Annotated in this window: 22 protein-coding genes and 1 pseudogene; 11 read left to right on the plus strand and 12 right to left on the minus strand. The window is 71.4% G+C overall.

The features are described from left to right. The first annotated feature begins 67 nt into the window (after positions 1-67). From afsQ1 to ACFC51_RS04185, 5 genes are all read left to right on the plus strand, one after another. Positions 68-745 (plus strand): two-component system response regulator AfsQ1, encoded by a 678-nt coding sequence (gene afsQ1 / locus ACFC51_RS04165; protein WP_015578482.1) that lies wholly within the window; start codon positions 68-70, stop codon positions 743-745. Continuing rightward, positions 742-2,274 (plus strand): ATP-binding protein, encoded by a 1,533-nt coding sequence (locus tag ACFC51_RS04170; protein ID WP_376526909.1) that lies wholly within the window; start codon positions 742-744, stop codon positions 2,272-2,274. The genes afsQ1 and ACFC51_RS04170 overlap by 4 nt, the downstream gene beginning before the upstream one ends. After that, on the plus strand, positions 2,274-2,924 hold the full coding sequence (locus tag ACFC51_RS04175; protein ID WP_376527063.1) for a hypothetical protein: 651 nt from the start codon (positions 2,274-2,276) through the stop codon (positions 2,922-2,924). The genes ACFC51_RS04170 and ACFC51_RS04175 overlap by 1 nt, the downstream gene beginning before the upstream one ends. Positions 2,925-3,039: 115 nt before the next feature. Then, entirely contained in the window at positions 3,040-3,615 is a 576-nt protein-coding gene (locus ACFC51_RS04180; protein ID WP_376371379.1) for a VanZ family protein, read from the plus strand. Between the two features lie 91 nt (positions 3,616-3,706). Continuing rightward, complete coding sequence (locus ACFC51_RS04185) at positions 3,707-3,910, plus strand: PspC domain-containing protein (RefSeq protein ID WP_376371378.1); 204 nt, start codon at positions 3,707-3,709, stop codon at positions 3,908-3,910. A gap of 80 nt (positions 3,911-3,990) precedes the next feature. Here ACFC51_RS04185 and ACFC51_RS04190 read toward each other — a convergent pair whose 3' ends face one another. Together ACFC51_RS04190 and ACFC51_RS04195 are read right to left on the minus strand one after the other, a co-directional pair. Further along, positions 3,991-4,293: a hypothetical protein gene (locus tag ACFC51_RS04190; RefSeq protein WP_329232142.1), complete on the minus strand. Its 303-nt coding sequence runs from the start codon at positions 4,291-4,293 to the stop codon at positions 3,991-3,993. Positions 4,294-4,427: 134 nt separating this feature from the next. Continuing rightward, the gene (locus ACFC51_RS04195) at positions 4,428-5,582 is read right to left on the minus strand and encodes an adenosine deaminase (RefSeq protein ID WP_376526911.1); all 1,155 of its coding nucleotides are present in this window, start codon (positions 5,580-5,582) and stop codon (positions 4,428-4,430) included. A 103-nt stretch (positions 5,583-5,685) separates the two neighbouring features. Between ACFC51_RS04195 and ACFC51_RS04200 the strand changes: the two genes are divergently transcribed. Continuing rightward, entirely contained in the window at positions 5,686-6,444 is a 759-nt protein-coding gene (locus tag ACFC51_RS04200) for an alpha/beta hydrolase (RefSeq protein ID WP_376371373.1), read from the plus strand. Between the two features lie 25 nt (positions 6,445-6,469). Here the strand turns inward: ACFC51_RS04200 and ACFC51_RS04205 are convergent, their stop codons facing one another. Then, the gene (locus tag ACFC51_RS04205) at positions 6,470-7,423 is read right to left on the minus strand and encodes a LysR family transcriptional regulator (protein ID WP_376526913.1); all 954 of its coding nucleotides are present in this window, start codon (positions 7,421-7,423) and stop codon (positions 6,470-6,472) included. A gap of 62 nt (positions 7,424-7,485) precedes the next feature. On the opposite strand from ACFC51_RS04205, the gene ACFC51_RS04210 reads away from it, so the two are divergent. The 5 genes from ACFC51_RS04210 (at position 7,486) to ACFC51_RS04230 (ending at position 15,015) form a co-directional block, all read left to right on the plus strand. After that, on the plus strand, positions 7,486-8,793 hold the full coding sequence (locus ACFC51_RS04210) for an MFS transporter (protein WP_376371367.1): 1,308 nt from the start codon (positions 7,486-7,488) through the stop codon (positions 8,791-8,793). A gap of 98 nt (positions 8,794-8,891) precedes the next feature. Next, positions 8,892-9,599: a L,D-transpeptidase family protein gene (locus ACFC51_RS04215; RefSeq protein ID WP_376371449.1), complete on the plus strand. Its 708-nt coding sequence runs from the start codon at positions 8,892-8,894 to the stop codon at positions 9,597-9,599. Between the two features lie 97 nt (positions 9,600-9,696). Beyond that, a complete protein-coding gene (locus tag ACFC51_RS04220; protein ID WP_376371365.1) occupies positions 9,697-10,683 on the plus strand; it encodes a sigma-70 family RNA polymerase sigma factor in 987 nt (328 codons plus the stop codon). Then, positions 10,680-10,970, plus strand: a complete 291-nt coding sequence (locus ACFC51_RS04225) for a hypothetical protein (RefSeq protein ID WP_376371363.1) — start codon at positions 10,680-10,682, stop codon at positions 10,968-10,970. Before ACFC51_RS04220 ends, ACFC51_RS04225 begins: the two co-directional genes overlap by 4 nt. A gap of 286 nt (positions 10,971-11,256) precedes the next feature. Further along, complete coding sequence (locus ACFC51_RS04230) at positions 11,257-15,015, plus strand: S8 family serine peptidase (protein ID WP_376526915.1); 3,759 nt, start codon at positions 11,257-11,259, stop codon at positions 15,013-15,015. Positions 15,016-15,087: 72 nt separating this feature from the next. Here ACFC51_RS04230 and ACFC51_RS04235 read toward each other — a convergent pair whose 3' ends face one another. From ACFC51_RS04235 to ACFC51_RS04275, 9 genes and pseudogenes are all read right to left on the minus strand, one after another. Next, positions 15,088-16,035 carry a hypothetical protein gene (locus ACFC51_RS04235; protein ID WP_376371357.1) on the minus strand — a complete coding sequence of 316 codons (948 nt, stop codon included), beginning with the start codon at positions 16,033-16,035 and terminating at the stop codon, positions 15,088-15,090. A 199-nt stretch (positions 16,036-16,234) separates the two neighbouring features. Beyond that, positions 16,235-18,868: a S8 family serine peptidase gene (locus ACFC51_RS04240; protein WP_376371355.1), complete on the minus strand. Its 2,634-nt coding sequence runs from the start codon at positions 18,866-18,868 to the stop codon at positions 16,235-16,237. A gap of 101 nt (positions 18,869-18,969) precedes the next feature. Then, the gene (locus tag ACFC51_RS04245; protein ID WP_376526917.1) at positions 18,970-19,311 is read right to left on the minus strand and encodes an STAS domain-containing protein; all 342 of its coding nucleotides are present in this window, start codon (positions 19,309-19,311) and stop codon (positions 18,970-18,972) included. 23 nt (positions 19,312-19,334) lie between these two features. Next, positions 19,335-19,926 (minus strand): annotated as a pseudogene (locus ACFC51_RS04250) (Uma2 family endonuclease). 98 nt (positions 19,927-20,024) lie between these two features. Next, the gene (locus ACFC51_RS04255) at positions 20,025-21,302 is read right to left on the minus strand and encodes a thymidine phosphorylase (protein WP_376371347.1); all 1,278 of its coding nucleotides are present in this window, start codon (positions 21,300-21,302) and stop codon (positions 20,025-20,027) included. 137 nt (positions 21,303-21,439) lie between these two features. After that, on the minus strand, positions 21,440-21,841 hold the full coding sequence (locus ACFC51_RS04260; protein ID WP_376371345.1) for a cytidine deaminase: 402 nt from the start codon (positions 21,839-21,841) through the stop codon (positions 21,440-21,442). Then, entirely contained in the window at positions 21,838-23,103 is a 1,266-nt protein-coding gene (locus ACFC51_RS04265; protein WP_376371342.1) for an ABC transporter permease, read from the minus strand. The genes ACFC51_RS04260 and ACFC51_RS04265 overlap by 4 nt, the downstream gene beginning before the upstream one ends. Further along, positions 23,100-24,218, minus strand: a complete 1,119-nt coding sequence (locus tag ACFC51_RS04270; RefSeq protein ID WP_376371339.1) for an ABC transporter permease — start codon at positions 24,216-24,218, stop codon at positions 23,100-23,102. The genes ACFC51_RS04265 and ACFC51_RS04270 overlap by 4 nt, the downstream gene beginning before the upstream one ends. Next, the gene (locus ACFC51_RS04275) at positions 24,218-25,801 is read right to left on the minus strand and encodes an ABC transporter ATP-binding protein (RefSeq protein WP_376527065.1); all 1,584 of its coding nucleotides are present in this window, start codon (positions 25,799-25,801) and stop codon (positions 24,218-24,220) included. The genes ACFC51_RS04270 and ACFC51_RS04275 overlap by 1 nt, the downstream gene beginning before the upstream one ends. Positions 25,802-25,825: the final 24 nt, after the last annotated feature.

Here is a 25,825-nt window from a genome sequence, read left to right on the forward strand (position 1 = left end):
GCATGTCGGCCGATCAAGTCGGGGGGATTGTCGAAACGTGGCAGCACCATGGGCCAGAATGGCCCCCGTGCCTTTCCTGTTGCTGATCGAGGACGACGACGCCATCCGCACAGCCCTCGAACTCTCGCTGTCACGCCAGGGCCACCGTGTGGCCACCGCGGCGACGGGAGAGGACGGCCTGGAGCTGCTCCGGGAGCAGCGGCCCGACCTGGTCGTGCTGGACGTGATGCTGCCCGGGATCGACGGTTTCGAGGTCTGCCGGAGGATCCGGCGCACCGACCAGCTGCCGATCATTCTGCTGACCGCGCGCAGCGACGACATCGACGTCGTGGTGGGGCTGGAGTCCGGCGCGGACGACTACGTCGTGAAACCCGTGCAGGGGCGGGTGCTCGACGCCCGCATCCGCGCGGTCCTGCGCCGGGGGGAGAGGGAGTCCACCGACTCCGCGACGTTCGGGAGCGTGGTCATCGACCGTTCGGCCATGACCGTCACCAAGAACGGGGAGGACCTGCAGCTCACGCCGACCGAGCTGCGGCTCCTGCTCGAACTGAGCCGGCGGCCCGGACAGGCCCTGTCACGGCAGCAGTTGCTGCGACTGGTCTGGGAGCACGACTACCTCGGCGACTCCCGTCTGGTGGACGCGTGTGTGCAGCGGCTTCGGGCGAAGGTGGAGGACGTGCCGTCCTCGCCGACCCTGATCCGCACCGTGCGCGGTGTCGGCTACCGGCTGGATTCGCCTCAGTGAGCGATTCCGCGAAGCGTTCCATACGCGCGGGTCTTCGCTGGACCAGCCTGCGGTTGCGGCTCCTGGTCGTGTTCGCACTGGTGGCCCTGACGGCGGCGGTGTCCGCCTCGGGCATCGCGTACTGGCTGAACCGCGAGGCCGTCCTGACGCGTACCCAGGACGCGGCGCTCGGCGACTTCCGCCGGCAGATGCAGAACCGGGCGGCCTCGCTGCCGCAGCAGCCCACGGCGGACGAACTGCGGGACACGGCCGAGCAGATGGCGAGCAGCAGCCCCGGCTACCACGTGCTGCTGATCGGCACCCATGACGGCAAGCCCGTCACCGGGGCGTCCGACATCGACTCCTTCACCAAGCTCGACGTGCCCGCCTCGCTGCAGAAGCAGGTGAACAAGAAGCAGCCGCTGACGTCGAGCAACACCTACGAGTACCACCTGTTCTGGCAGCGCACCACGCTCGGCAACACCCCGTACCTGGTGGCCGGCACGAAGATCATCGGTGGTGGTCCCGCCGGGTACATGCTCAAGTCGCTCGACCAGGAACGCGAGGACCTCAATTCGCTGGCCTGGTCCCTGGGCATCGCCACCGCGCTGGCTCTGGTCGGCTCGGCGCTCCTCGCCCAGGCCGCGGCGACCACCGTGCTGCGGCCGGTGCAGCGGCTCGGCGACGCGGCCCGCAAGCTCGGCGAGGGCAAGCTCGACACCCGCCTGGTGGTCTCCGGCACCGATGAACTCGCCGATCTCTCGCACACGTTCAACAAGGCCGCGAGCTCCCTGGAGAAGAAGGTCGCGGACATGAGCGCGCGGGAGGAGTCGAGCCGGAGGTTCGTCGCGGACATGTCCCACGAGCTGCGCACCCCGCTGACCGCGATCACGGCGGTCGCCGAGGTGCTGGAGGACGAGGCCGACAGCCTCGACCCGATGATCGCTCCCGCCGTGCACCTGGTGGTGAGCGAGACCCGGCGGCTGAACGACCTGGTCGAGAACCTCATGGAGGTCACCCGCTTCGACGCCGGCACGGCCCGTCTCGTCCTGGACACGGTCGACGTCGCCGACCAGGTGACCGCCTGCATCGACGCCCGCGCCTGGCTCGACGCGGTCGACCTGGACGCGGAGCGCGGCATCATGGTGCGGCTCGATCCGCGCCGGCTCGACGTGATCCTGGCGAACCTGATCGGCAACGCCCTCAAGCACGGCGGATCACCGGTGCGGGTGTCCGTACGGACCGACGAGGACGAGCTGGTCATCGAGGTGCGCGACCACGGTCCGGGGATCCCCGAGGACGTCCTGCCCCATGTGTTCGACCGCTTCTACAAGGCGAGCGCCTCCCGCCCCCGCTCCGAGGGCAGCGGACTCGGCCTGTCGATCGCGGTGGAGAACGCGCACATCCACGGCGGCGACATCACGGCCTCCAACCTGCCGGACGGCGAGGGCGCGATGTTCGTGCTGCGGCTCCCGCGGGACGCGGAGGCACTGACCGGCACCCCGGGGGACGAGGATCTCGACGGGAACGAGAAGGGCGGCGCGAAGTGATCCGCAGCGAGCGGGCGTACGGCGCACCGCGCACGGTCCGGCCGGCCCGGACACCGCGACGCGCCGCCGCCGCGCTGGCCGCGGCCGCGGCCTGTGCGGCACTGACCGCGGGCTGCGGCATCCGCAGCACCTCGGTGCCGGTCGACGCCGGGGCCGCGCCGTCCCGGATGCCGTGCCGGACCGCCTCGGCACAGGAGACCCTGCCACCGGCGGAGAGCGTCTCCGTGCGGGTCTATCTGGTCTGCGCCTCGCAGCTGGTCACCGTGGAGCGCACGGTCGAGGTCGACGAGACGCGTTCCGGCTCCCTCCTGATCGCGCAGGCGCTCCTGAGCGAGTTGCAGGCGGAGCCGGAGGCGGACGAGCGGCGTGCCGGGTTCTCCACCGACGTGCCGGTGGCGCTGCGCGTCTCCGCCGCGCACAAGGGGGACCCGGAGGGCACCCTGCGTCTCAGCGAGCAGCCGGACGACCTGCCGGCGGAGGCGCTCGCGCAGGTGGTGTGCACGTACGCGGACAGCGAGCCGCTCGGTTCCGGGGGCTCGGTGCTGCTCGGCGGGCCGGGGAACTACGCCCCGCGGGGCTATCTGTGCACGTCGGAGACGAAGATCCGGCCCGGGGACGGGCCCGCGCCGGGCGCGCTCGGGCGGGACTGAGAACCGCGCGGGGGCGTCGGCGGGGCGGTCCCGGTACCTGCCAGGGGACCGTGCCACTCGTCACAGCGCCTTCCCGGAACCGTACGGAACCGATCCTGCCGGTCGTGGCGTCTTGGTGGACGTGCGTCACAGTTCGGACGGCCCGGCCGTCATCCGCTTCCGCGCGGCGGGGGTAACCCTCCTCCTCGCGCACCTTCTGTTCGTCGGCTGGCTGACTCTGCGCCCGCTGGACGTTCCCTGGATGACGGCCGCGAACCTCCAGCCGTTCGCCGGGATCAAGGCGGACCTGGCCCTGGGCGCGGCCGAGGCCGGCCGCCGTATCGGTGAGGGCCTGCTGCTGCTGGCACCGCTGGGTGTGCTGCTGCCCATGGCCGGCGGCAGGCTGCTGGTCTCGCCGTGGGCGTCGCTCGCCCGTACGGTCGCGGCCGGGGCCCTGATCTCGATGGCCATCGAACTGGCGCAGACGGGGGTCCCCGGGCAGGTCGTCGACGTCGACTCGCTGCTCCTCAACACCGTCGGCGTCGCGCTGGCCCATCTGCTGGTCGTGCCGCTGTCGCGGTCACGGATGCGGCGGGGCAACCGGGCGGGGGCCGGTGACCTGTCGCGGTTCGGGAACGGGACCCGCTCGCCGCGGGCCGAGGCCCCTCAGGGGTCCACCCCGACGATTACCGGGGTCGGCATCGCCCCGTAGAGCGATGCTTCGTACCCCTTCGCGGAGGGACCATGGACGTATCGGGAGCGCGACGGAGACGCTCCCCGAACGGTTCGCGAAGGAGCCCACCATGGCCGCACTTGTCCGCCCCAGCCAGGGCCGCATGATCGGTGGGGTGTGCGCGGCGCTGGCACAGCGCTTCGGCACCTCCGCAGGGACGATGCGTGTCATCTTCCTCGTGTCGTGCCTGCTCCCCGGCCCCCAGTTCCTGCTCTACCTGGCGCTGTGGGTGCTCCTGCCGTCGGAGAAGAGCCCGGCCGCCACGGCCTGGTGACCGCCGGGACCACGGGGAGGGTGACGACTGTGGGGCGCACACCCGGTCAGGGTGTGCGCCCCACGTGCGTCGTCGGCCGGTCAGCCACCGATCGGCAGGACGCCGGTCAGTCCGCCGGCGGGCAGGCCGCCGAGCAGGTTGGTGCCGGGCGCCGAGAGGGCGCTGCTGCTCCCGCGCTGCTGCTGCTGGTCGAGAAGTCCGCCGGCCGCCTTCTGCACGGCGGGCAGCGCCTCCGTGACGGAGTCGAGCGCGATGTTGGAGGGCAGGCCTCCGGCCAGGGCGTCGACGGGCACGGCGACGGCGGAGGCGCTGCCCGCACCGGCGGCGGCGAAAGCGGCACCGAGAGCGGCGACACCGAGAATCCTGACGGCAGACTGCTTCATGTGACATTCATCCTTGGGGAAGGGGATGTGAGCGGCTCTGCAACGTAGTCAGCCGTGCATCCCTCCCGCAAACATGCCGCGACACGGAAAACGGCCGGAATTCCTTGATCCCGGCCGCTCCGTCGTCCGTTCGCTCAGCCCGCCACGGATGAGGAAGCACTGGTCACAGCGGTCTGACGGAAGAGCCACTCCGATTTCAGCTCGGCGTATCCGGGCTTCACCACGTCGTTGATCATCGCCAGACGTTCATCGAAAGGAATGAACGCTGATTTCATCGCATTGACTGTGAACCACTGCATGTCGTCGAGCGTGTATCCGAAGGTGTCGATCAGCCTCTCGAATTCCCGGCTCATGCTCGTCCCGCTCATCAGCCGGTTGTCCGTGTTCACGGTGGCGCGGAAATGCAGCTTCCGCAGCAGCCCGATGGGGTGTTCGGCGTAGGAGGCGGCTGCACCGGTCTGGAGGTTGGAGGTCGGGCACAGCTCCAGCGGGATCCGCTTGTCCCGCACGTAGGAGGCGAGGCGGCCGAGCGTCACGCCGCCGTCGCCGGCGACCTCGATGTCGTCGATGATGCGGACACCGTGGCCGAGCCGGTCCGCACCGCACCACTGCAGCGCCTGCCAGATCGACGGCAGGCCGAAGGCCTCGCCCGCGTGGATGGTGAAGTGGTTGTTCTCGCGCTTGAGGTACTCGAAGGCGTCCAGGTGGCGGGTGGGAGGGTAGCCCGCCTCGGCGCCGGCGATGTCGAAGCCGACCACGCCCAGATCGCGGTATCGGTTGGCGAGTTCGGCGATCTCCAGCGCGCGGGCGGCGTGCCGCATCGCGGTGAGCAGGGCGCCGACGCGGATGCGGTGGCCGTTCTCGCGGGCCCTGCGCTCACCCTCGCGGAAGCCCTCGTTGACCGCCTCGACGACCTCTTCGAGCGACAGGCCGGCGGTGAGGTGCTGCTCCGGCGCGTACCGGACCTCGGCGTAGACGACACCGTCCTCGGCGAGGTCCTCGGCGCACTCCGCGGCCACCCTGAAGAGGGCGTCACGGGTCTGCATGACGGCGCAGGTGTGGGCGAAGGTCTCCAGATAGCGCTCCAGCGAACCGGAGTCGGCCGCCTCGCGGAACCAGATGCCGAGCTTGTCGGGCTCGGTCTCGGGCAGGGCGTCGTAGCCCTGCGCCAGGGCCAGCTCGACGATCGTGCCGGGGCGCAGGCCGCCGTCGAGATGATCGTGGAGCAACACCTTGGGCGCGCGGCGGATCTGGTCGGGACCGGGGACGTTCAGGGTCTGGCTCGTCATCCCGGCACTCTAGCGCCTACGCGCGTAGAGCGCCGAGCTCCGATGCGTAACAGTGACGGTGAAGCCAGATGGAATACACCTTCCCTTCTGACACTGTTCTGTCATGGCACAGCGCGCACTTCCCCTGCCTGCCGCCAGGCTGGGACGGGCCGTCCTCACGGCCGGAGAAGCACCCGAGGTCAGCGGCGTGGTCCTGCTGCTCCCGGACGGCGGGACGGACTCCCGGCGCCGTCCTTCCGCCCTTTCGTACGCGGCGCAGCTGCCGCTCGCCCGGACCCTGGCCCGCGCGGGCCGGGACGACGGGCTGGCGGTCCACGTCGTGCGCTACCGGACCCGCGGCCGGAACGCCGGCGCGGACCCGGCGGCCGACGCCCACTGGGCGGCCGACGAGGTCGTACGCCGCTACGGTGACGTCCCGGTCTGCCTCGCCGGGCACGGCACGGGGGGCCGGGCCGCCCTGCGCGCCGCCCGGCACGACGCCGTCAACTCCGTGCTGGCGATGGCACCCTGGCTCCCGGAGGACGCGGATCCGGAACCCGAACCGGTGAAGCACCTCGCGGGGCGCCGCGTCCTGATCGTCCACGGCACGAACGATGCGCGCACGGATCCGGAGCTCTCCTACCGGCTGGCGGAACGCGCCAAGAAGGCCAACCGGGACACCTGCCGCTTCGAGGTCCACTCGGACGGGCACGCGCTGCGCCAGCACCGCTCCGAAGTGATGGCGCTGGCCACGGACTTCATCCGGGGCTCGCTGTTCGCCCGGCCGTACGCGCGCCCGGTGGCCGACGCCTTCGCCGCTCCGCCGCCGCTGGGACTGAGGATGCCGCTGGCGGCCGGCTTCGGGCAGTCGCTGAGGCACTGAACCGCGCGGGCCGGCGGGGAGCCCGTCAGTCCGGCAGCAGGCTCCCCCTGCGCGACAGCAGGAAGCGTTTGAAGGCGGCCACCGGCGGCGTGTCGGGGTGGCCGTCCAGCCAGGCGACGCCGATCTCGCGGACCGCACGCGGCGCCGTCACCGAGAGCTCGACCACCCCGGGCCGGGCGACCGCGGGGGGCGGGAGCAGCGCCACGCCGAGCCCTGCCGCGACGAGGCCGCGCAGGGTCTCCGCCTCCTCGCCCTCGAACGCGACCCGCGGGGTGAAGCCTGCCTCGGCACAGAGGTCGTCCGTGATCCGCCGCAGCCCGTAACCGGGTTCGAGGGTGACGAAGGCTTCTTCGGCCGCCTCGGCGAGGCGGACACGACGGCGCCCCGCCAGCCGGTGGTCGTCGGGGACGACCAGGCGCAGCCTCTGTTCGTCGAGGCGCGTGGCGACGAGGTCCGGGGCGTCGGGGACGGGCGAGGTCAGGCAGAGGTCGAGGCCGCCCGCCCGCAGACGGTCGAGCATCGCCTCGGCGTAGTTCTGCACGAGCTGGAAGCGGACCCCGGGGTGATCGGCGCGGAAGGCGCGGATCAAGGCGGGCACGGTCTCGGAACCCATCGTGTGGAGGAAGCCGAAGGCGACCTTGCCCGCGGTGGGGTCGGCGTCGGCGCGTACCGAGTCGGCCGCCTTCTCGACCTCCGCGAGCGCGCGTTCGGCGGAGGCGAGGAAGGTGCGCCCCGCCGGGGTCAGCGAGACCGTGCGGCCCCGGCGGGCGAACAGGGCGACGCCCAGGTCCTGTTCCAGCCGCACCATGGCCCGCGACAGCGTCGACTGCGGGACGCCCAGCTCGTGCGCGGCGCGGGTGACGTGCTCGTGGCGGGCGACCGCCTCGAAGTACGCGAGCCGGGGAGCGAGCACGGCGCGGATGTCTTCTTCGTAACTACTCGGTGACAGCCGAGGCTGTGAGCTGTATTGATGCGCCATGGGAACGATTATGAAGGTTTCATGCATTGGACGCATGAAACCGCGCGGTCTACGTTCGCTGTATGCCTCCTGCCAGTACCGGGGCGTCCACCATCGTGCTGGACGCCGCCGTTCCGTCTGCCCCCGTCGCCGCCCCGTCGACCGTCCCGGACCGCCTCACCCCCGGTGGTCCCGGCTACCGCAGGATGAGCTTCGCGCTCTTCTCGGCGGGGATCGCGACCTTCGCACTCCTCTACTCCACCCAGGCCCTGCTGCCCTCCGTCTCCGCGTCCTTCGGCGCGACCGCCGGGCAGGCGAGCTGGACGGTCTCCGCGGCGACCGGGGCGCTGGCCCTGTGCGTGCTGCCGCTGAGCGCGCTCTCCGAGCGCTTCGGGCGGCGCCAGATGATGACGGCCTCCCTGTCGGTCGCCGTGGTGATCGGGCTGCTCGTGCCCTTCGCCCCGTCGATCGGCTGGCTGATCGCGCTGCGCGCGGTGCAGGGCGCGGCGCTGGCGGGACTGCCCGCGTCCGCGATGGCGTACCTGGCCGAAGAGGTGCGGCCCAAGGCCCTGGTGGCCGCGATCGGGCTGTTCGTGGCGGGCAACAGCATCGGCGGCATGAGCGGCCGTATCCTCGCCGGCTGGATCGCCCAGCTCTGGGGCTGGAGGACGGCGCTCGGCGCGATCGGGCTGCTCGCCGTGGTCTGCGCGGTGGTCTTCCACCTCCTGATCCCCCGGGCCCGTCACTTCAGCCCCGCCTCGCTCAACCCGAAGGCCCTGGCGAAGACCGTCCGCGGCCACCTCTCCGACCCGCTGCTGCGCCGGCTGTACGCGATCGGCGCCCTGTTCATGACGGTGTTCGGCGCGGTCTACACCGTGATCGGCTACCGGCTCGTCGAGGAGCCCTTCGGCCTCCCGCAGGGCGTCGTCGGCTCGATCTTCCTGGTCTACCTCGTCGGCACGGCCTCCTCCGCCGCCGCGGGCCGCCTGGTCGGCCGGCTCGGCCGCCGGGGCGCGCTGTACCTCGCCGTCTCCACGACGGCCGCGGGGCTGCTGCTCTCCCTGGCCGACCAGCTGGCCGCCGTCCTGGCCGGCCTGGTCCTGATCACCGCCGGCTTCTTCGCCGGGCACGCGGTCGCCTCGTCGTCGGTGAGCCGTACGGCGACGTCGGGCCGCGCCCAGGCCTCCGCGCTCTACCAGTCCGCGTACTACCTGGGGTCGAGCGCGGGCGGCACGCTCGGCGCCGTCGCCTTCCACGCGGCCGGCTGGGGCGGAACGGTCGCGCTCGGCGTCCTGGCGGTCCTCGGCGTGCTGTCGATCACCCTCTTCGGGAGCCGGGCGGCCCGGACCGAGCGGCTGCGCGCCGCCTCGCCGGCACCGGTGCACAACTGAGACCTTCCCGCCACAACCGCTGCTCCCCTGCGCGCGTCCAACAAGCGGAGACACCGTCCGCGGGCGAACGCGAAGGGGAGCAGGCGTACATGACGATCATGGGGAACATACGCGGCGTACGGGTACGGCGTGGAGCCGTCCTGTCCGTCGCCGGACTGGTGGCCGCGCCGGCCCTGGTCCTGGGCACGGGGACGTCCGCCCAGGCGGCGTCCTGCACGGCGGCGAAGGGCCCGTACCAGAAGCAGGTCGAGAAGTGGCTGGGGCGGACGGCCGACGGGAAGCAGTCGTCGGCGGACTGCTCGGCGATCCGCTCGTTCCAGGTCGCGAAGGGCATCACCCCGGCCATCGGGTACGCGGGTCCGGTCACTTGGCGCACGATGAAGACGATCACGGCCCAGAAGGCCGCAGGGAAGAACCCGAACGCGGCGAAGAAGTGCCCCACCAACAAGGGCCGCATCGCCTGCGTGGACCTGACCAGGCAGCTGAGCTGGATCCAGGACGGGTCCAAGCTGAAGTTCGGCCCGGTGCCGGTGCGCACGGGGCGCAACGGTGACGAGACGCGGACCGGCTCCAAGAAGATCTACTGGCGCAACATCGACCACTGGTCGACGCTCTACGACGTCAGCATGCCGTACGCCCAGTTCTTCGACGGCGGGCAGGCGTTCCACTCGGTCACCAAGTCCATGTACAACAACCCGGGGTCGGCGGGCTGCGTCAACATGCGCCCCGGGGACGCGAAGTCGTACTGGAACCTCCTGAAGAACGGCGACGACGTCTACGTCTACGGACGCAAGCCCGGCACCTGAGCAGCGGTTTCCACGCTTCCCACCCCGGTTGTCAGTGCCCTGCGGTAGCTTCCAGAGTGCCGGGTGAGCGGTGTCACAGCGCAACTGGGGTGGAGCGATGAGTGATCTGACAGCGACGACGGACATCGACAGCCGTCTGGAGGGACACCGGGTCGAGCTGACCGGTTACTGCTACCGGATGCTCGGCTCGGCCTTCGAGGCGGAGGACGCCGTCCAGGACACGCTCGTGCGCGCCTGGCGCAGCTTCGACACGTTCGAGGGCCGTTCCTCGCTGCGCTCCTGGCTCTACCGCATCGCGACGAACGTCTGTCTGGACATGCTGAACGCGGGCAACAAACGGGCCAGGCCGGTGGATCTGACCGGCCCGACCCCGCTGGCCCAGGCCGCGCTGAACCCCCTTCCGGAGAACACCTGGCTGGAGCCGATGCCCGACGGGCGCATCCTGCCCTCGGTGGCGGACCCGGCGGAGGCCGCGGTGGCCCGCGAGTCGGTGCGCCTGGCGTTCGTGGCCGCCCTCCAGCACCTGCCGCCCAAGCAGCGCGCGGTGCTGATCCTGCGCGAGGTCCTGGCGTGGAAGGCCAGCGAGGTCGCCGAGCTGCTCGACACCTCGGTCGCCTCGGTCAACAGCGCCCTCCAGCGGGCCCGGGCGACTCTGTCGGACACGGAGAACACGGCGCCGGACACCGCGAATCCGCTGGACGACGAGCAGCGCAAGCTGCTGGACCGCTATGTGGCGGCGTTCGAGGGATACGACATGGCGGCGCTGACGGCGCTGCTCCATGAGGACGCGGTGATGACCATGCCGCCGTTCGACCTCTGGCTCCAGGGGCACGACGACATCACCGGTTTCATGCTCAGCATCGGCGCGAGCTGCGCCGGTTCCCGGCTGGTGGCGACGGAGGCCAACGGCACGCCCGCCTTCGCGCACTACAAGCCGAATCCGGACGGGCCGGGTTTTGTGCCGTGGGCGGTGCAGGTCATCGACATCTCGGACGGCGCCATCACGGGGATGCACTGCTTCCTGGACACCCCGCGCTGGTTCCCGCTGTTCGGGCTGCCGGACCACCTGGACGACGCCGCGTGAGGGTGCCGCGCCCGGTGGTGATCGGCTGGTTCCTGCTGGTGGCGGGCGGCTGGGCGGCGACGCTGTGGCTGGGCGAGCCGTCCGCCACGGCGGGCCCGGGCCCCGCTCCGGCCGTCGGCAACCCGGTCCCCGGGCCCCAGCCCGCGGGCTCCTGCGCCTCCCCCGGTGCGGCGGCATCGGCCTCACCGAGTGCCGACCCGGCGCTGACCGTCAAGCTGCCGGACGGGTACCGGGACGGACTCGCGGTTCAGGTCTACTGCTCCTCGGTCACGGTCACGGCCCGCTGAGCCGGGTCCGTCCCGAACGGCACGAGCCGGAGGGGCGTCACTTCGTCCGGAGGCGGACCGGCGGCGTGCCCCCTGTCCGGGCGGTGCGGCGTACCCGCGCGGACGCCGCACGGTCGCCGTGGCGGCTATCCGACATCGCCGTGTTGCGACAGCTCCACCGTCTGTCACCCGGGCGCTAAGCCCTCCTACGGTCACAGGGCACTCACTCTCCGACTCCCTGAGGACCACAGTGAGAACACAGCCATGCCCGCGTCCACCCCGGGCGAGAACGCTCCGCAGAAGTACCGTGGCGATCCTGGCCTGCTGCGCCTTGGTGGGCGTCGCCGTACCCGCCGCCGGTGCACCGGCCGGACCCGCCGGTGTCCCTGCCGCCCTGGCCTCGTCGGGCGAACCGCATGCGGTCACCCTCGTCACCGGGGACCAGGTCCTCGTGCGGGGTGACGAGATCCTCTCGGTGACGGGCGTCGACGGACAGCCCGTCGAGTACCAGACGAGGCAGCAGGGCAGGAGCGTGTTCGTCGTCCCGCTCGCCGCGGCCCCGTACATCGCCCAGGGGCGCGTCGACGAGGCCCTCTTCGACGTGTCCGCCCTGATCGACTACGGCTACGACGATGCCGGCTCGGCATCCATACCGGTGCTGGCGACGTACGGGAAGGGTGCCGCCACGTCACGCGCCGCCGCGCTGCCGGCGTCCGAGGCGACCCGTACCTTCCCCGCGCTCGGCGTCGCCGCCCTGTCGGCCCCGAAGAAGTCCGCTTCCGCTTTCTGGCAGGCCGTGACGGCGACCGGGGGTGCCCGTTCCGCGAGCACCCCCGGCAAGATCTGGCTGGACCGCAAGGTGTCGGCGGCCCTCGACAGGAGCGTCCCTCAGATCGGCGCCCCCGAGGCGTGGAAGGCCGGGCACACCGGCAAGGGCGTCAAGGTGGCGGTCCTGGACACCGGCTGGGACCCCACCCACCCGGACCTGGCCGGACGCGTCTCGGCGTCGAAGGACTTCACGGGCAAGGGAAACACCGTGGACGGCCACGGGCACGGCACGCACGTGGCCTCCACCGTGGGCGGCACCGGTGCGGCTTCCTCGGGGCGGAACAAGGGGGTGGCCCCGGACGCCGACCTGATCGTCGGCAAGGTGCTGGCCGACAACGGCTCGGGACCCACCTCCGCGATCATGGCCGGCATGGAGTGGGCCGTCGCCGAGGGCGCGGACGTCGTCAGCATGAGCCTCGGCTCGGACACCGGTGGAACGTGCGACGACCCACTCGCCACCGCGGTGAACACGCTGTCGGACTCCACGCCCACCCTGTTCGTCATGGCCGCCGGCAACGCGGGCCCCGGCGCCTCGACCGTCGGGACTCCGGGCTGTGCGCGGAGCGCTCTCACCGTGGCCGCGGCGGACCGGGATCTGTCCACCGCCTCGTTCTCCAGCCGGGGCGACGTCCACGACGGCGAGGGCGCGCACTACGGCAAGCCGGACATCACGGCCCCGGGCGTCGGCATCGTCGCGGCCCGCGCCGCCGGCACGTCCATGGGCACTCCCGTCGACGATCGCTACACGGCGGCGAGCGGGACCTCCATGGCCACCCCGCACGTGGCGGGCGCCGCGGCGATCCTCGCCCAGGGGCATCCCGGACTGCGCGGCGCCGCGCTGAAGCGTGCCCTGACCTCGTCGGTGCTCCCTGGAGCGAAGGACTTCCCGCTCGCCCAGGGCGCCGGCTTCCTGGATGTCGCCCAGGGCGACAGCACCACTCTGACGGGTCCGGCGGCGGTGGACGGAGGGACGCTCGCCTGGCCCCACACCAAGGGCCAGCACGTGCAGAGGGAGCTGACGTGGGACAACGCGGGTGACGCGGACGTCACCCTCCACCTGTCCGCGGAGACCTTCGACCACTCGGGGGCGGAAGCCCCGGCGGGCTCGGCCTCGCTCGACCGCGACAGCATCACCGTCCCGGCTCACGGCAGCGCCGGTGCCACCCTGACCATGAGCGCCTCGGACGGCCTCCCGGACGACACGTACGGCGAGATGACCGGCCGGGTGACCGCCACGGGCACCGACGGTGCACGGTCGGTCACGGCGTTCGGCTTCCACGCCGCGCCGCACATGGTGACACTGACGTTCAAGGGCACCAACCGTGCCGGTGACCCCGCGGGACAGGTCAGCTACGTCGACCTGTTGTCCCCGTCCCTGGTCACGGTGCGCCGCGCCTACTTCGAGGACGGCGTCGCCCGGCTGACCGTGCGCGCGGGTACCTACGACATGGACGCCGCGCTGTACGGCTTCGACCCGGGTGTCACGGAGCACGACCTCTACCGCACCACGCGTTCGGTCGCCCAGTACGTACGCCCGGGGCAGAAGTACACCGAGGACGCGACGATCGCCCTGGACGGTCGGACGATCGAGCGGGTCAGGGTCACGGGCGACCGCCCGTCGGAGAACGCGACCACGGCCGTCCTCTACAAGAGGGAGCACTCCGGGGGCGTTTTCGGGACGGGCGTGCACGTGGGCTCCGCCGCGGCCCAGGACGTGGCGATCGCCGCCGCGGAGGACTCCCCCGCCTGGAAGGGGACCCACGTCGGCTACGTGACCCGCGCCTACGCCCCGCTGCTCGACCTGAGGACCACTGACGGCAAACGGATCGACGCCCGCTACGCCGCCTACAGCGCGGTGACGACCGACGGGATCAGCCACCTGCCGGACGCGGGTCACGCGAAGGTCGTGGACGTCGGTCACGGTTCCGCCGAGGAGCTCGCCGCCCACGAGGTGAAGGACAGACTGGTCCTGGCCGACCTCGGTGACAGCGACGCCGGTTCGGTGGAGCGGCTGCGTGTCGTGACGAACGACGCCCTGGAACGGGGGGCCGTCGGCGTCCTGGTGGGGCACGGATTCCCCGGCTCCTGGCAGCCGTTCACCGATGTGGCACTCCCCGTGCTGGGTGTGGACCGGGCGGAGTACGCGCTGCTCGGTGACGCCGCCGCGGCCGGCACCGGACTCCGCTGGAAGGGCGAGGGCTCCAGCCCCTTCGTCTACAACATCGCCCACACGATGGAGCACGGGATCCCCGCCTCGATCGACCTCCGCGTCCGCGAGCGGGACATGAGCCGGGTCACGGAGGTCTGGCACAGCCAGCTGAAGGACGACATCTACGGGGACAGGATGGCCGCGTCCCCGTTCGACGGCCTCGGAACCGAGGTGATCGGTCTCCCGCAGCAGACCGAGGTGCCGTCGGCACGCTCGGCCTTCTACACGACCGGCACCGGGTGGCTGCCCATGGCATCCAGCAACACCTCCTCGTCGCTGGAGCTGATGCTGAGCCGGATCCGGCGGTGGGACAAGCCCTCCAAGGATGTCGAGACCTGGTACCGCGGCCCGGTGACCCCGCAGACGCCGAGCGATGTGAACACGGGCGAGGCCGGCCGGATCGCGGTGCGCGACCGGAGCACCATGGGCGTCGGCATCCCCCTGTTCGGAGACGCCGAGGGCCACTACGCCTTCGGTTCCCTCACCGACCGCCCGACCGTGACCCTGCGCCGCGAGGGCGAGGCCGTCGGCACCGTCACCGGCAGCAGCGGCGAGTGGGCCGTCCCGCAGGAAGAGGCGGAGTACGCGCTGGAGATGGACGTCAAGCGGAACTACGACATCCCGGCGACGCGGGACTGGAAGCTCTCCACCTCGACGCGGACGGAGTGGACGTTCCGGTCCGGCGGGACGGCCGAGGTGTCGTCCCTGCCGCTGCTGATGCCCCGCTACGGGGTTCCGGTGGACACCAGGAACCGGGCGCTGATGGTGCATGCCTTCCCGATCGTGCTGAAGGCCGCGGCACAGCCGGGCTATGACGGGAAGGCGGCCTCCTTCTCCGCGGAGGTCTCGTACGACGACGGCGCGCACTGGGTGAAGGCTCCCGTCACGCGGGTGGCAGGCACGTTCACCGCGTTCGTCGACAACACGCCCGCGGGTCACGGCGGTCACGTCAGCCTGCGGGTCCACGCCACGGCGGCCGACGGTTCCGCGGTCACCCAGACGGTGACCCGGGCGTACGCGGTGCGCTGACCGGTCCCCACGGCCGGAGCCCCGACGGGGACCGCGCGCAGCGGCCTCCGTCGGGGCTCCACGCGTTCCGGGTCAGACCCAGTGGTGGTGGCGGGCGTGCCATCCCAGCTGTAGCCGGGTCGAGACCCCGGCGCGGCTCATCAGGGTCTGGACACGCCGCTGCACCGTCCTGGTGGAGAGCCCCAGTTGCTTGGCGGCTGCGGTGTCCGTCAGCCCTGCCAGCAGCAGTTGCAGGAGGCGGGCGTCGGTGTTCTCGCCGGCTCCACGGTTGATCTCCCCGTAGGGAAGGGCCCGTTCCCAGACGGAGTCGAAGAGCGCGCGGGCGACGTTCACGAGTCCGCCGCGCAGCAGGATGCTCGGGTCGACGTCCGTCCCGTGGCCCCGCAGGGGCAGCATCGCCGCCTCGCCGTCGCAGATGATCAGCTTGAGCGGTATGTCCCGCGTGGTGCGTATGGCGGTGCCGTCCGCAACCGCTTCGTCCAGGTTGTCCGTGCCCCGGGGCTGGCGCAGGAAGCTTTCGTCGACGACTCCGCGAAGCTTCACCCCGCGGTGCAGGGCGCGGTGTTCCTGGGTCGTCTCGGGGCCGACGGCTTCGTGGCCGCCCGTCGAAAAGAAGTCGATGGTCCTCCGGGCCGACAGCTGAAGGTGGATGTAGCGTTGCTGGACGGCTTCCACCCCCTCGACGACCTCGACGAGTTCCCGCTGTCCCCGGACCATGCTGCCGGTGCGGTAGGCCTCCACCAGTGCGGACAGGGCGTGTTCGGCGCGCTGGAGACCCTCGCGACGCTCGATCAGCTCGGCACCGAGCGACAGTTCGGGTGAGGCTGCCATGAACCGCCTCCCGTCCGGGTGCGCGGTGACCAGACCTCTCCGTCGGAGCGAGGCGAGCGCCGCGGCGGTGGACCGACCCGTGCCGGGCGGAGCACCATCGGCCATCTCCTCCTCGGTGGCGTCCGCTCGGCCCACCAAGGCCCGGTACACACGCTCCTCCTCGGGCGTCAGCCCGAGATCCTCCAGCACCACTGTCCCCTTCCGGCACCGCTCGCGGGATGTCTCCGCAGGTCCCTGACACGCACGGTGCTCCGGTCCGAACCGTGCGGTCGGGCACCCGAACGCCTGCGACGAGAATAGAACGCTGTGGAAGTGGAGCCGCCCCCGTACCCGTCCTGCGTGCAGGCGGATGCGGGGGCGGGGCCGGGATCGGCGTCATGGTGGGGGCTCAGCGCACCAGGGTGACCTCCGGGGATGTCCAGAACTCCGTTCCGGGTGCGTGGTCACGGTCGCCGAGCGCCTTGTCGAAGACGAGGCGGAGGCGGTAGACACCCGCCGGGGCGGCCGTGCCGTCACCGAGCCGCAGGTCCCAGGAGTAGAACTGGATTCCCGTCCCCGCGCCGGAGTTGCGGGTGATCCAGCTGTCGTCGTACGGGGTCGCCACCACATGACCCGAGGGGTCCAGCACCTGCAGCCGCAGCCGCTCCAGGAGGGGGAAGCCGTGCGACAGCATCACCGCGGCGGAGTCGTTGGCGGTGCTCCCGTCCGTCAGGTCGACCGTCAGCGGCAGGTTCTTGCCGACCGAGGCGGTGTCGGGCCGCAGGGAGGGGTTGTCGGACTTCGTGTTGATGGCCGAGAAGGTGGGGTTGACGGCGCTCACGGCGTCGTAGTCGCCCGCGAGCCCCTGGTAGGGAACCCGCAGGACGGAGTGGTCGGCCCCCGTGGCGGTGAACTCGAACCATCCGCCGAACAGGGTCCCCTCGGGCACCCCTCGGGGCTGGGTGACGAGGATCTGTACACGCGCGCTGGAGTGGGGGCGCACGGTGACGCGGTCAAGGCCCAGGACGTGGCCTCCTGCCTGGGCGTCGGACGCCTTCCACTCCGCGGTGTAGGGGGGCATGGCCGAAACGGCCGTCCGGTGCTTCACCGTGTACGACAGCACGTGGTCGGAGTCGTTGTGCAGGGTGATCCGACGCGTCACGGGCCGGCCTTCGAGATCGCCCAGGGGCAGTTCGGAGGGCGAGGCCGTGACACCCCCGCGCGAGACGGCGGCGACGGCGGCCACCGCGTCGATCCGGCCCGCACCCTGCTGGGCGACGGGCTGGTCGCCGCGGTCCGGGTCACCGGTCATCGCGAGCGGGGTGGCGGTGTTCTGGAGGGCGGTGCGCACCTGGAGCGGGGTGAGCCCCGGGTTCTTCTGGAGCAGCAGGGCGGCGACTCCGGCGGCGTGCGGCGACGCCATCGAGGTGCCGGACGACACCCCGTACCAGCCGAGGGCCTTGGGCAGGGTGGAGAAGATGTAGCCGCCGGGCGCTGCGAGGTCCGGCTTGAACTCCAGTTCGTTGCCGGGGCCCCAGGCGGACCCGTAGTCCATCAGGCCGGCCTGGTCGCCGGGTGCCTTGATCGCCGTGTAGGAACCCCAGTCGAGGTGGGTGCCCTCGGGCGTGGCGAGGATGCGGAGCGCGTCCCTCTCGGCGACGGAGACGAACGGGATCCCGGTGGCGCCGCAGCAGGGCCCTCCGGGAATGGCGTCCGCCGGGATGCCGGGGTCGTGGAGGACGGCCGCGACCGCTCCGGCAGCCTCGGCGGTGCGGGCCAGGTCCATCGGGCGGCAGACCTCGCCGCTTCCCGAGAAGGGTGCGGACGGGAACACCGCGATCCTGCCCCGGAGGCTTCCCTCGGGCAGAGCCGCGCAGCTTCCGGGCATCACGGCGTAGGGGGCGCCGCCCGAGGCCGGGGTGACGGGGCCTCGGCCCGAGACCTCGAAGGCGATCGGTGCGGCATCCCCGTCGACGGTCAGCGCGAGGTGGGGAAGTCCGGTGTTGAAGGTGGAGCCGACCGCTATCGCCTGGTCGGCGACGGCGGGTGACGACGCACGGAAGGGGCCGGCGTATCCGTTGCCGACGGCGATGGTCACGGTGGTGCCGGACGAGACGAGACGGTCGGCGGCCCGGGCCAGGACATCGGTGCTGCGGGAGCCGATCGCGCTGCCCAGGCTCATGTTGACGACGTCCACGCCGTCCTCGGCCGCACGGTCGATGGCGGCGAGGATCACCTCTTCACCGGCCCCCTGGCCGGAGTTGCCGAAGACGCGGTACGAGCGCAGCCGGGCGTCCGGGGCGACACCCCGCACACGGTCGTCGTCCCCGGCGATGATCCCGGCGACGTGGGTGCCGTGTCCGGCGGCCGATCCGGCGGCGTCGTCGTACGGGTCGGCGTCGCCGTCGGCGAAGTCGTAGCCCCCGATGACCTTGGCGTTGGGGAAGGTGCCGGCGCCGAGTGCGGGGTGGTCGTAGGCCACGCCGCTGTCGATGATCCCGACCGTGACCCCGCGGCCGGTGAGGCCGGCGCGGTGGACCTCGGGCACCCCGGTGAGGGTGGTGGCGGTGACGCTCTCCCTCCCGGAGGACGTCCCGCCGGCGCCCTTCGCGGACTTCGCCGCGGCGGCCAGCATCGTACGGGCCTGGTCCTCGGAGACGGGTGTGGGCGGCTCGGGGGCGTCGTAGCGGACCGGGACGGAGACGGAGGCGACACCGGGGAGCGCGGCGAGCCGGGCTTCCTGGGACGCCGGGAGGCGCACGGCGAAGCCGTTGAGCGCGTACCGGTAGCGGCGGGTCACCGTCAGATCGACGCCCGCCCGGCCGGCGGCCTCGATGACCTCCCGCTGCGCGTCGGACACGGCCGCCGTCCCGGCCCGCCGGGCATCGGCGGACCGCCCGGTGACGGAGGGCGCGTTGTCGAGGGTGACGATCCGGGTGACCTGGTCCGCGCCGTCGGAGGCGGGGACCGGTGCGGCGGACGCCGGCGCCACGAGGGGCACGGCGAGGAGCACGGCCAGCAGGGCCGCGGGGGAAGCATGCATGAGCGACATCAGAGCGCTTCACGCGGTACGGGGACAACGCCCCGCGGTGGCGGAGAAGCGACACGTCCCATGTCCGCCAGCCGGACGGGCCGAACCGCTCCTCACCCCCGGTCCTCGGCCAGGCCGACCACCTCGCCCAACCCGACGAGGTCGAGCAGCCGTTGGAGCTCGTCGGGCGTCCCGCGCAGCCTCAGCCGCCGGCCGCCCGCCCGGCGCGCGGCCAGGGCGAGGCGCCCTATCGCCTCGACCACGGCCAGATCAGGGCGCACCACCCCGCCCACGTCGCAGTCGATCACCCCGGCATCGGGGCCGCGTTCGATGAGCGCCTCCAGTTCGGCACAGAGTCCCGGCACATCGGCGCGGGCGATCCGGCCGGTGAGGACGAGGGCGTTCGGAGTCATGGCATCCACACCAGGGAGACCGGCCGGATGCCCGGAACTCATCGCCCCTCCCGGGCGCGTGTGCCTCAGCTCACCGGGAGGATCCCGGTGTCCAGATCCAGGCCGAAGGGCTTGGGCAACGTCAGCGTCTCCCCGTACTCGACCGCTTCCAGGACCCGGTAGGTGCCGTCGCTCGGCTCCCCCTACAGGGTCGCGGTCGGCCGGTTGGTGGTGCCACGGGTCGAGCAGGAGGAACAGCTCGACGCCGGCCTTCGCGTACCCGTGCGCCTTGCCGATGCGGTCGTGGTTGGCGTTGGCCGGGGAGGTGATCTCCACGACGAGCCGGACCTCTTCCGCCGGAACACGATTGCCCGGCCCGGAAGCGACCGCGCGCGGCAGGACGACGAGATCGGGGATGTACAGCCCGGCCCGTCCGGGGACGGAGACGCCGAGCGTCTGGTAGATCCCCCAGTCATCCGGGATGACGGAGTACAGCTTGCGCTGAAGCAGCGCCGCAGTGGTGTTGTGGTCCTTGGACGGCGGTGGCGACACGGTGACGATCCCCTCGATGATCTCCACCTTGCAGCCCTCGGGTGCGTCCGTCTCCTCCCAGATCCGGACCAGGTCGTCCCAGTCCTGGCCGTGGCCCGCCCCGGGGCCGACGGTGAGTACGCTCATGGCTCTGATCGGTGCGCCGTCTGAGGCCGACCCCAGCATGCCGAACGGGACCGGTGGTGGTCCACCGGTCCCGTTCACCCGAAAGGGAAAGCCGCAGGTCAGGCGATACGTTCCCGCACCACCGGCGTGGCGGTGAAGGGCGTGCCGGCCGGGGCGATGTCGTACGAGCCGGGCAGGGCCTTCAGCGCGTACTCGAACTTCTCGGGGGTGTCCGTGTGCAGGGTCAGCAGCGGCTGGCCCTCGGTCACCGTGTCGCCCGGCTTGGCGTGCAGCTCGATGCCGGCGCCCGCCTGCACGGGGTCCTCCTTGCGGGCGCGGCCCGCGCCGAGGCGCCAGGCGGCGACGCCGACGTCGTACGCGTCGAGGCGGGTCAGCACGCCCGAGGACGGGGCGCTGATCACGTGCTGCTCGCGGGCGACGGGGAGCGCGGCGTCCGGGTCGCCGCCCTGGGCGGAGATCATGCGGCGCCAGACGTCCATGGCGGAGCCGTCGGCCAGGGCCTTCTCCGGGTCGGCGTCCTTGAGCCCGGCGGCGTCCAGCATCTCGCGGGCGAGCGCCAGGGTCAGGTCGATCACGTCCTGCGGGCCGCCGCCGGCGAGGACCTCGACGGACTCGCGCACCTCCAGGGCGTTGCCCGCGGTCAGGCCGAGCGGGGTGGCCATGTCGGTGAGCAGCGCGACGGTGCGTACGCCGCTGTCGGTGCCCAGCGCGACCATGGTGGAGGCAAGTTCGCGGGCGTCCTCGATCGTCTTCATGAAGGCGCCGGAGCCGACCTTGACGTCCAGGACGAGCGCGCCGGTGCCCTCCGCGATCTTCTTGGACATGATCGAGCTGGCGATGAGCGGGATCGCCTCGACGGTGCCGGTGACGTCGCGCAGCGCGTACAGCTTCTTGTCGGCGGGTGCCAGACCGTCACCGGCCGCGCAGATCACGGCGCCGGTGGTGTCCAGCACGTCGAGCATCTCGGCGTTGGAGAGGTGGGCCCGCCAGCCGGGGACGGACTCCAGCTTGTCGAGGGTGCCGCCGGTGTGGCCGAGGCCCCGGCCGCTGAGCTGCGGCACCGCGGCGCCGCAGGCGGCGACGAGCGGGGCGAGCGGCAGGGTGATCTTGTCGCCGACTCCACCCGTGGAGTGCTTGTCGGTGGTGGGGCGGGAGAGCGCACCAAAGTCCATCCGCTCGCCGGAGGCGATCATCGCGGCGGTCCAGCGGGCGATCTCCGTGCGGTTCATGCCGTTCAGCAGGATCGCCATGGCCAGCGCGGACATCTGCTCGTCGGCGACCTCGCCGCGGGTGTACGCGTCGATGACCCAGTCGATCTGCTCGGGGCTGAGTTCGCCGCGGTCCCGCTTGGTGCGGATGACGGAGATGGCGTCCATGGGAGGGGAGTCCTTCCGGCCGGATGGATGGGCGAGAGAGTCCCGTTGACTCTACGCGCATAGAGGGAAAACGTTCCGCCGCGCCGTCCGGGCGGCCCGGTCGGGCCCGCCCGGAGAGCGGCGCGGCGGCAGGGGGATCACCCCAGGTGCTGCGGTCCGAACGACTGCGGCAGCATCGCGTCGAGCGTGCGGATGCCGTCCGGCGTCTCCAGCACGAGCTCGGGCCCGCCGAACTCGTACAGCAGCTGCCGGCACCTGCCGCACGGCACGAGCACGGAGCCCGTGCCGTCCACGCAGGTGAAGTGGGTCAGCCGCCCGCCGCCCGTGGCGGCGAGCCGCGAGACCAGCCCGCACTCGGCGCACAGGCTGATGCCGTACGAGGCGTTCTCGACGTTGCACCCGGTGACCGTGCGGCCGTCGTCGACGAGGGCGGCGGCACCGACCGGGTAGCCCGAGTACGGGGCGTACGCCCGGGACATGGCGTCCCGGGCGGCCTCGCGCAGCGCGTCCCAGTCGACGGGCGGCGTGGGGGCCGTCATTTGCCCTCGCCCTTGCGGTACGGCACGCCGTCCGCCTTGGGCATGCGCAGCCTCTGCGCGGACAGGGCGAGCACCAGCAGCGTGGTGACATACGGCGCGGCGTCGACGAACTGGCTGGGCACCTGGTCCGTCAGGCCGTACCAGGTGAACAGCAAGGCCGAGATGACCGCCGAGATCAGCGCGGTCAGGTACTTCTTCCGGTACAGCTGCCAGAACACGACGATCACCAGCAGGATCGCCAGGAGCAGCAGCATCGCGTGGACGTTCTCGGCTCCGCCCCGGAGCTTGAGACTGTCGGTGAAGCCGAAGAGGCCGGCGCCCAGGGCCATGCCACCCGGCATCCAGTTGCCGAAGATCATCGCGGCGAGGCCGATGTATCCGCGGCCGCCGGTCTGGCCCTCCTGGTAGATGCTGGTGGCGACGAGCGAGAGGAAGGCGCCGCCGAGTCCGGCCAGCCCGCCCGAGATCGTCACCGCGATGTACTTGTACTTGTAGACGTTGACGCCGAGGGTCTCGGCCGCGACCGGGCTCTCACCGCAGGAGCGGAGCCGCAGGCCGAACGAGGTGCGCCACAGTACCCACCAGGTGACGGGGATCAGCAGCAGGGCCACGACCGTCAGCAGCGACAGACCGGTGACCAGGCCGCCGATGATGCCGGCGAGGTCGGAGACGAAGAACCAGTGGTGTTGCTGCAGGTCCTGCATCCAGTCCGACAGCCCCGGAATGGTGATCTTGTCGATCTCCTCCAGTCGCGGGGACTGCTTGGAGGACCCGCCCGGCTCCTCGGCGAAGGTGAAGTTGGAGAGGTAGCGGGTGACACCGACGGCGAGGATGTTGACGGCCACACCGGAGACGATGTGGTTCACACCGAAGGTGACGGTGATGATCGCATGGAGCAGCCCGCCGAGCGCGCCGCCGATGATACCGAAGAGAACGCCCATCCAGGGGCCCCACTGGAATCCGGCCCAGGCGCCGAACCAGGTGCCGAGGATCATCATGCCCTCGAGGCCGATGTTGACGACGCCGGCCCGCTCGGCCCACAGTCCGCCGAGACCGGCCAGACCGATCGGGACGGCCAGTTCCAGGGCACCCGCGACCTGCCCGACCGAGGTCACGTCGTCGGCGCCGCTGATGAGGCGCACCAGGGAGACGAGAGCGAGCCCACCGGCGATGATCAGGAGGACGGCGGGCAGGGAGAGCGTGCGCCGGCCTTTGCCCTTCGGGGCGGCGACACGTGCGGCGGAGACTTTGCTGGTGCTCACAGGGCCGCCTCCTTCTCGGTGGTGAGGGCGTGGCCGGCGGCGAGTTCCTCGCCGACCTTCTGCTGCTGACGGCGTGTCCCGTAGCGCCGGACGAGTTCGTAGCTGACGACGACGGAGATCACGATCAGCCCCTGCATGATCGTGGCGATCTCCTTCTCGAAGCCGAACTGGTCGAGCGGCGACGACGCCTTGTCCAGGAAGGCGATCAGCAGCGCGCTGAGAGCGATGCCCAGCGGGTGGTTGCGGCCCAGCAGGGCGATGGTGATGCCGGTGAAGCCGAGGCCGACGGGGAAGTCGAGGCTGTAGGTGTGCGTGTCACCCAGCAGCGTCGGCATGCCGACGAGCCCCGCGATCGCACCGGAGATCAGCATCGAGGTCAGGATCATCTTCTTGGCGTCCACACCGGAGGCCTGGGCGGCGCTCTCGCTGGCGCCCGTGGCGCGCAGGTCGAAGCCGAACCGGGTGCGGTTCAGCACCAGCCAGTAGACGAGGCCGCAGCCGGCCGCGACGAAGGTGAAGCCGTAGATCTCCCCGGCCTCGGGGCTGAGGGACAGGCCCGGGAACCAGCCGGACTCCGGGATCTCACCCGTGGTCAGGTTGTTGGAGCCCGCCGCCTGGTCACCGAAGTTCTTCGGCAGGATCAGCCAGGCGATCAGCGACGTCGAGATGGAGTTGAGCATGATCGTCGCGACGACCTCGCTCACCCCCCGGGTTGTCTTGAGGATGCCTGCGATACCGGCCCAGAAGGCACCGACCAGCATCGCCACGACGACGATGAGGGCAATCTGGAGCGGCCCAGGAAGGGTGACGCTGGCACCGACGAGCGCCGCCACCATCGCCCCGAGGCGGTACTGCCCGTCGACCCCGATGTTGAAGAGGTTCATGCGGAAGCCGACCGCGACCGCGAGAGCGGCGAGGTAGTACGTCCCGGCCTGGTTGATGATCAGGACCTGAACGTCGCTGTACGACACCTGCTCGAACAGCAGGCGGTAGAGCTCGAACGGATCGCGGTTCGAGATGAGCAGCACCAGGGTGCTGAGCACGAAGGCGACGACCAAGGCGAGTACGGGGCCCGCGAAGCCCAGGATCAGCCGGTCCTTGTCGAATTTCCTCATCAGGCCTCGTCCTCCGGTGCCGCTTCGAGGTGACCGGCGGCGGCGCCGGTCATGGCCGAGCCCAGTTCCTCGGGTGTGATGGTGGCGGGGTCGGCGTCCGCGACCAGTTGTCCCCGGTACATGACGCGAAGGGTGTCGGAGAGCCCGATGAGCTCGTCCAGGTCCGCCGAGATGAGCAGGACGGCGAGCCCTTCGCGGCGCGCCTCGCGGATCTGGTCCCAGATCTGCGCCTGCGCGCCGACGTCCACCCCGCGGGTGGGGTGTGCGGCGATCAGCAGTTTCGGGTTGTGGCTCATCTCCCGGCCGACGATCAGCTTCTGCTGGTTGCCGCCGGAGAGGGAGGCGGCGGTGACCTCGATACCGGGGGTGCGGACGTCGTACTCGCGCACGATCCGCTCGGTGTCGGTGCGCGCGGCCCTCGGGTCCAGGAGCCAGCCCTTGCTGTTGGGCTTCTCCGTGACGTGGCCGAGGATGCGGTTCTCCCAGAGCGGGGCGTCCAGCAGGACTCCGTGCCGGTGACGGTCCTCGGGGATGTATCCGATGCCGCTCTCGCGCCGCTTGCGTGTGGGGGCGGACGAGATGTCGTCGGTGTCCAGCGTGATGGTGCCGCTGTCCGGGCTCCGCATCCCGATGAGCGCCTCGATCAGCTCGGTCTGCCCGTTGCCCTCGACGCCTGCGATGCCGAGGACCTCGCCCTTGTGGATCGTGAAGCCGACGTCGGAGAGGACGTCACGCACGACGCCGTCCGGGTCGGTCACACCGAGGGAGAGCCCTTCGATGCGGAGCATCGGTACGTCGGTGACCGTCGACTCGCGGGTCTCCGGCGAGGGGAGCTCACTGCCGACCATGAGCTCGGCGAGCTGCCTGGTCGTGGTGTTCGCGGGGTCGGCGGTTCCCACTGTCGTGCCGCGCCGGATCACCGTGATCTCGTCGGCGACGGAAAGGACCTCGCCGAGCTTGTGGGAGATGAAGATGACAGTGAGGCCCTCGGCCTTGAGCTCGCGGAGGTTCGCGAAGAGCGCATCGACCTCCTGCGGGACGAGCACGGCGGTCGGCTCGTCGAGGATCAGGATGCGGGCACCGCGGTAGAGGACCTTGAGGATCTCCACACGCTGGCGGTCGGCGACCCCGAGATCCTCGACGAGCGCGTCGGGCCTGACCCCCAGGCCGTACGCGTCGGAGATCTCCTTGATCTTCTTCCGGGCGGCTGATCCGATGCCGTGCAGCTTCTCTCCGCCCAGGACGACGTTCTCCAGGACGGTGAAGTTGTCGGCGAGCATGAAGTGCTGGTGGACCATCCCGATACCGCGCGCGATGGCGTCACCGGGGTTGCCGAAAGAAACCTGCTCGCCGTCCACGGCGATGGTGCCCTCGTCCGGCTTCTGCATGCCGTAGAGGATCTTCATCAGGGTGGACTTTCCGGCGCCGTTCTCACCTACGAGGGCGTGGACCGTTCCCTTGCGTACGGTGATGCCGATGTCGTGGTTGGCCACGACGCCGGGGAAGCGCTTGGTGATGCCGTGCAGTTCTACGGCAGGGGGACTGCTGGACGCGTTGATGACGCACTCTCCTTGGCCGGACAGGAGCGGGGGCACAGAGGGCAGGGG

Origin of the sequence: Streptomyces sp. NPDC055962 (assembly GCF_042270185.1) — a bacterium.
GTDB lineage: Bacteria > Actinomycetota > Actinomycetes > Streptomycetales > Streptomycetaceae > Streptomyces.